Here is a 6,109-nt window from a genome sequence, read left to right as displayed (position 1 = left end):
CGGTGCGTTGCTCCGGTGGCTGACATCCCGGCCGCCGGCGCTCCGGTTTTTCAAACAGTTCACTTCTGTTGCATCTGCTGCAGGCGGGCGGTGAGTCCTTCGACCACGTCTGGCTCCTTGTAGGTCTTCGCGAAGTCGAGCGCAGTCAGGCCAATCTGGTTCTTCACCGTGAGGTCCGCACCGTTGTCGAGCAGGAGCTTCACCGTCGACACATGACCGCCACGCGCGGCCATCATCAGCGGCGTGGTGCCGTTCGGCGAGCCGGCGTCGACGTACGCCGAATGGTCGAGCAGTACTTTGACGATGTCGTCGTGGCCGTTCGCAGCCGCATAGTGCAACGGCGCCCAGCCCTTCTTGTTGACTTCGGCGTCCTTCGCGATCAGCAGGTTGACGAAATCGAGGTCGCCGTTCAAAGCGGCCATCATCATCGCGTTCTCGCCGGCCTTGTCCTGAATCTCGATGTTGGTCTTCGGATTGGCGACCAGCGCGGCGCCCACCTTGTCCGACTTCTCGCGCGCGGCGATCACCAGCAGCGGGAAGCCCTGGTTGTCGACGCTGTTCGGGTCCATACCCTTGGCGAGCAGCTTGTTGACGCCGTCGATATCGTCGAATTTAACCGACTTGATGAGCGAGTCGATCGGTGCGGCCTGAACCGGCGAGGCGACCAGCGAACTCAGTGCGACGCAGGCGAGCGTGGCAGCCAGCGCGAGGCGCGACGCGCCGCGGCGTGCTGAACCGAAGACGGATTGCATGGCTGAAGCCTCTTGAAACGCTGCGATCGAAGTCGAAAAATTTTTCATGTTTTGCTTTAGGAAACTTCCCTATCCTTTTGATATTTATCGGCTTTACTGATCACGCGCCAGCCGGCGCGGGAATCTTGAAGAGCCGGAAGAAGTTTTGTGTCGTCGCGGCGGCAAGCGCCGTATCCGGCATCTCGCGTTGTTGTGCGATGAAGCGTCCGACATAACTTACGTACGCAGGTTCATTAGGCTTGCCGCGATACGGCACGGGCGCGAGGTACGGCGAGTCGGTTTCGATCAGCAGACGGTCGAGCGGCACGCGGCGCGCGACGTCCTGCACGTCGGTTGCGCTCTTGAACGTGACGATACCCGACAGCGAAATGTAAAAATTCTGCGCCAGTGCCTGCTCAGCGATCGCCCATGGTTCGGTAAAGCAATGCATCACGCCGCCCGGCTCGCTCGCGCGCTCCTCGGCCATGATGCGCAGCGTGTCTTCCGCGGACGAACGCGTATGAATGATCAGTGGCTTCTTCGTAGCGTGCGCCGCGCGGATATGGGTGCGAAAGCGCTCGCGCTGCCATTCCATATCGGCGATCGTGCGGCCTTCCAGGCGGTAGTAGTCGAGGCCGGTCTCGCCGATCGCGACCACCTTGGGATGCTCGGCCAGCTCGACGAGTTCGGCAACGCTCGGCTCGCGCATGTCCTCGTGATCCGGATGCACGCCGACTGACGCGTAGACATTGTCGTGCCGGCTGGCGATCTCCAGCACGGACGGCAGCGTTTCAAGATCGACCGAGACGCACAGCGCATGCGTGACCGAATGGCTGCGCATGTTCTCGAGCACCTGCGGCAGGCGGTCGGCGAGTCCTTCGAAGTTGATATGGCAGTGCGAATCGACAAACATGGTGAAGTCCTGCTGATAAATAGATCTAACCCGGCTTTAATCCGGCTTTAACCCGGCTTTGACCCGGCTTCAACTCGAGCCCGGTGTGAATCCGGCTTTGGATCCGGCTGCAACCCCGGCCGTCAATCAGGCGGCGACTGGATCGAGCCGCTTGCCGAGAATCACCAGATCGCGCTCCACGCCGTCCAGCACCGCGACGCGCGGGAGCGAGCCCCACGTGTCGAAACCGAAGCCGCGGAACAGGCGCAGGCTCGCGTCATTGTGGCCGAAGATGAAACCCAGCACAGTGTCGATGCCGAGCGCCGGCGCCACCGCGAGCGAGGCAGACAACAGTTGCTTGCCGAGACCCTTGCCACGCGCGCTTTCGTCCAGATAGATGCTGACTTCGGCGGTGCGCTGATAGGCCGGGCGGCCGTAGAAGTCGGAGAAACTCAGCCATGCGATCACGCGGCCGGGCTGCTGCGGATCTTCCACCACCCACAGGGGGCGCTTTTGCGGACCGTGCGCGTGAAACCACGCCAGACGGCTTTCGACGTTCACCGGCTCGAGATCGGCGGTGACTTGCCGCGACGACACGGTCGAGTTGTAGATGGCAACGATCGCGGGCAGATCGTGGAGCGTGGCATCGCGGTAGGGAAGATTCATGGTGCTCTGAGCGTGAGATGGAAGACGAATCAGCGGACGGACGCGTGGGCGGACGCGGCACAGTAAAGCGCGCCCGCCTTGGACAAACCGTCCGGCTTCAAATATTTACGCGAACAGTTCGCGATAGCCGATAAACAGTTCTTCAAACACCAGCCGCGCGTTCAGCGGATGGTTCTCGACGGCGCGCTGGCGCGTCACGGTGCGCATGAAGCGCGCGAACGCGCTGGCGTCGGCTTGCGACGCACAGCGCGTCAACGCCGTCGACGCCTGCGGAAAATAGCGCGGCGCGCCGGCGGTGTGCTGCGCCAGCAAATCGTACATCCAGCGTTGCAGCCAGCCGAGTACGAGCGGCACCGGCAGCTTTTGCAGCGCCTCGCCGCAGGCAAAGGCGTCGCAATCGGCACCGGCGGCCAGTTGCTTCAAGGTCCAGTCACGCAGCGTGCGGTTCTCATCGCTCGCCAGTGCGAGGGCCGTGAGCGGCGCGCCACCGGCCTCGGCGAGCAGCGCGGGCGCTTCGGCGACGCCTTGCGCGGCGAGCCACTTCGTGGCGACCTCCGGCGCGGGCATCGTCATGGGCCACTGGCGGCAGCGGCTGATGATGGTGGGCAGCAGGCGATCCACGCGCGCCGACACCATCAAAAACATCACGCCCGCCGGCGGTTCTTCGAGCGTTTTCAGAAGCGCGTTGGCCGCGGCGATGTTCAGCCCCTCGGCGGGATACAGCACGACCACGCGCGCGCCGCCGCGGTGCGAACCGACGCCGACGAAATCGAGCAAGCCGCGAATCTGCTCGATCTTGATCTCCTTGCTGGGTGCGCGCGTCTTCTTGCCTTCGTCGCCGTCGGCCTTCTCGGCTTTTTCGTCTGCGGCGTTGCCGAGACCGGCTTCGGCAGCCAGCGCCTCAGGCACGACAATCCGATAGTCAGGATGATTTCCCTGCGTGAACCAGTTGCACGCCACACACGCGCCACAGGGCTCGCCGCTGGCCTGCTGGGCCTCGCACAGGAACCCCTGCGCCAGATGCTGCGCGAAGCGCAGCTTGCCGATTCCCGCCTGGCCGTGCAGCAGCAAGGCGTGCGGCCAATGCCCACGCAACTGCTGCAGGCGATTCCAGTCATCGGCTTGCCAGGGATAAATCATCGTTTCTCTTTTAAATCAATCGGTTGACGAAGCATGTCGAGACATCGAACGAACTTCGCTCACCGTCATAACTCAGAATTATATTCTTTTAAAATCAAAGAACTGTGATCAACTCTTCAAGTTTTTTCTGAATCCGTGCAATGCTGTCCGAGGAGTCAATGATAGCGAACCGGTACGGCGCCTCTTCCGCCCGGCGCAGATATTCGGTACGGGTGCGATTGAAAAATGCCTCGGACTCGCTTTCGAAACGATCCGGATCGCGCGCGGCGCGACGGCGTTCGTTGGCGATTTCCGGTGCCAGGTCGAACAGCACCGTCAGGTCCGGCTGAAAACCGCCCTGCACCCAACGCTCCAGCGTTTCCAGCTTGTCGCGCGGCAGGCCGCGGCCGCCGCCCTGGTAGGCAAAGGTCGCGTCGGAGAAACGGTCGGACAGCACCCAGTCGCCGCGCGCCAGCGCCGGCTCGATCACTTCGGCCAGATGCTGGCGGCGCAGCGCGAACATCAGCAAGGCCTCGGTTTCGAGATCCATCTTCTGATGCAGCACGATCTCGCGGATCTGCTCACCGAGCGGCGTGCCGCCCGGCTCACGCGTCATCACGACCGAGCGGCCGGTGCTCGCAACTTTCTCTTCGAGGCGTTCGCGAAACCAGCCCAGATGGGTGGTTTTGCCGGCACCGTCGATGCCCTCAAACGTTATGAATTTGCCCCGCGCCATCATTGCCCTCGAATGTATTTGTCCACGGCCTTGTTGTGATCGCCGAGGGTGTCAGAGAAGATACTGCTGCCGTCGCCGCGCGAAACGAAGTACAGCGCGGTGGATTGCGCCGGGTTCATCGCCGCCTGCAGCGATGCGACACCGGGCAGCGCGATGGGTGTTGGCGGAAGCCCCATCCGGGTGTAGGTATTGTAGGGAGTGTCGGTCTGCAGGTCTTTCTTCCTGATGCGGCCGGTGTAGCTCTCACCCATGCCGTAGATCACGGTCGGGTCGGTTTGCAGCGGCATGCCCACCCGCAAACGGTTCGCGAACACAGCCGCCACCATCGGCCGGTCCGATTTCTTGCCGGTTTCCTTTTCAATAATCGACGCCATCGTCAAAGCGTCGTACGGGGTCTTGTACGGCAGGTTCGGCGCACGGACAGTCCACGCTTCGTCTAGGCGCACACGCATCAGCCGGTACGCGCGGCGGTAGACGTCCAGGTCACTGGTGTTCTTGTCGAACAGATAGGTGTCCGGGAAAAACAGCCCCTCGCCATTGCCGATCGACGCTTCCGGTGCGCCAATCGCGTTCATCAGATCGGTGTCGCTCATGCCCGCCGTGTCGTGCTTGAGTGCCGGATTGGCGTCCAGCTCGGCGCGCATGCGCTTGAAGGTCCACCCTTCGATGATGGTCGCCACGTATTCATTGACGTCGCCGCGGGCGATTTTTTGCAGCACCTCGTACGGCGTGATACCCGTTTTGAACTCATAGTTGCCGGATTTCAGATCGCTTTGCAGCCCGAGCAGCCGCGTCATGATGACGAAGAGTTCAGGCTCGACCGGCACGCCGCCGCGGTTGAGTTGCAGCGTAACACTACGCAAGCTGCTGTGCGGCTTGACGGTGACATCGAGTTGCGCGGGGGTCAAATCGAGTGGGCTGTTGGCCCAGTGATATCCGCCTGCAATTGCGGCTGCGGCCAGCACAATGACGATTGAGCCGGCGACGAAACATTTCTTCAGAAGGGGCATGCGGAACGTGGCTGGGTTGGACCTCATATAATACTTGTTTGCCTTAGCTAAAGTCAGAATTGACTGTTCCCGGAATCCATGAACACACCGCTCGCTACCGCTTCAGGCACGTCTTCGATTGCTTCCGCAAGTGCTCAGCCAGGCGCCGCTGCCACGGCACAGGCTTCCGCGCCCGTCGGACTGCCTCCTTTGCCGCGCCCCGCCGCTGACGAATTCGACGCTGTCGTCCATCAAGGCGCCTACATGCCGCTGACGCAGTTCGGTGTGATCGACGCGACCGGCGACGACGCGGCGAGCTTCCTGCACGGCCAGTTGACCAACGACACCCAGCATCTGGATGCCGCCAATGCGCGCCTGTCCGGCTACTGCTCGGCCAAGGGCCGTCTGCTGGCGTCGTTCCTGACGTGGCGCACGGGCGAGACGATCCGCCTGCTGGTGTCGAAGGACGTGCAGGCCGCCGTGCAGAAACGGCTGTCCATGTTCGTTCTGCGCGCCAAGGCCAAACTGGTGGATGCAAGCGGCGAGCTGGCCGTGGTGGGCCTCGCGGGCGACGTGCGTAAAGCGCTGTCCGGCGTGTTCGATGCGCTGCCCGACGGCGTGCATGTGCAGGTGGACGGCACAGCGGGTTCCTTGATTCGTGTTCCGGACGCGCTAGGCCGGCTGCGTTATCTGTGGGTCGGCCCCAAGGCCGCGATCGAGAAGCACCTGCCTTTGCTCGACGAAAAGCTCAAGCGCGTATCGCCGGCGGTATGGGACTGGCTCGACATTCGCGCGGGCGAACCGCGCATCACGCAGCCGGTGGTCGAGCAATTCGTGCCGCAAATGGTCAATTTCGACGTGCTCGGCGCGGTCAATTTCCGCAAAGGCTGCTATCCGGGTCAGGAAGTGGTGGCGCGCAGCCAGTATCGCGGCACGATCAAGCGGCGCACCTCGCTCGCGAACGTGGCGGGCGCAC

At 62.7% G+C, this 6,109-nt stretch carries 7 protein-coding genes; 1 reads left to right on the top strand and 6 read right to left on the bottom strand.

Translation table 11 applies throughout. From position 1 onward, the window contains the following. Positions 1-59 precede the first annotated feature (59 nt). From VFE81_RS22555 to mltG, 6 genes are all read right to left on the bottom strand, one after another. A complete protein-coding gene (locus tag VFE81_RS22555) occupies positions 60-800 on the bottom strand; it encodes an ankyrin repeat domain-containing protein (protein WP_414695638.1) in 741 nt (246 codons plus the stop codon). A 52-nt stretch (positions 801-852) separates the two neighbouring features. Continuing rightward, a complete protein-coding gene (locus VFE81_RS22550; protein ID WP_325046710.1) occupies positions 853-1,644 on the bottom strand; it encodes a TatD family hydrolase in 792 nt (263 codons plus the stop codon). 126 nt (positions 1,645-1,770) lie between these two features. Next, positions 1,771-2,289 (bottom strand): GNAT family N-acetyltransferase, encoded by a 519-nt coding sequence (locus VFE81_RS22545; RefSeq protein ID WP_325046709.1) that lies wholly within the window; start codon positions 2,287-2,289, stop codon positions 1,771-1,773. A gap of 105 nt (positions 2,290-2,394) precedes the next feature. Next, positions 2,395-3,429 (bottom strand): DNA polymerase III subunit delta', encoded by a 1,035-nt coding sequence (locus VFE81_RS22540; protein WP_325046708.1) that lies wholly within the window; start codon positions 3,427-3,429, stop codon positions 2,395-2,397. Positions 3,430-3,523: 94 nt separating this feature from the next. Beyond that, complete coding sequence (tmk, locus tag VFE81_RS22535) at positions 3,524-4,144, bottom strand: dTMP kinase (RefSeq protein WP_325046713.1); 621 nt, start codon at positions 4,142-4,144, stop codon at positions 3,524-3,526. Next, entirely contained in the window at positions 4,144-5,154 is a 1,011-nt protein-coding gene (gene mltG / locus VFE81_RS22530; protein ID WP_325046712.1) for an endolytic transglycosylase MltG, read from the bottom strand. Before mltG ends, tmk begins: the two co-directional genes overlap by 1 nt. Before the next feature lie 78 nt (positions 5,155-5,232). Between mltG and VFE81_RS22525 the strand changes: the two genes are divergently transcribed. Next, on the top strand, positions 5,233-6,109 hold an 877-nt coding region (locus VFE81_RS22525; protein ID WP_325046707.1), incomplete at its 3' end, for a folate-binding protein.

It is taken from the genome of Paraburkholderia sp. (assembly GCF_035656215.1).
Classification (GTDB): Bacteria; Pseudomonadota; Gammaproteobacteria; order Burkholderiales; family Burkholderiaceae; genus Paraburkholderia.
This window is presented reverse-complemented; position numbering and strand designations above follow the sequence as displayed.

What these genes read in the sequence shown, in the direction of transcription:
- VFE81_RS22555 (WP_414695638.1), bottom strand. Translation starts at nt 800, where the DNA reads ATGAAAAATTTTTCGACTTCGATCGCAGCGTTTCAAGAGGCTTCAGCC.
- VFE81_RS22550 (WP_325046710.1), bottom strand. Translation starts at nt 1,644, where the DNA reads ATGTTTGTCGATTCGCACTGCCATATCAACTTCGAAGGACTCGCCGAC.
- VFE81_RS22545 (WP_325046709.1), bottom strand. Translation starts at nt 2,289, where the DNA reads ATGAATCTTCCCTACCGCGATGCCACGCTCCACGATCTGCCCGCGATC.
- VFE81_RS22540 (WP_325046708.1), bottom strand. Translation starts at nt 3,429, where the DNA reads ATGATTTATCCCTGGCAAGCCGATGACTGGAATCGCCTGCAGCAGTTG.
- tmk (WP_325046713.1), bottom strand. Translation starts at nt 4,144, where the DNA reads ATGGCGCGGGGCAAATTCATAACGTTTGAGGGCATCGACGGTGCCGGC.
- mltG (WP_325046712.1), bottom strand. Translation starts at nt 5,154, where the DNA reads ATGCCCCTTCTGAAGAAATGTTTCGTCGCCGGCTCAATCGTCATTGTG.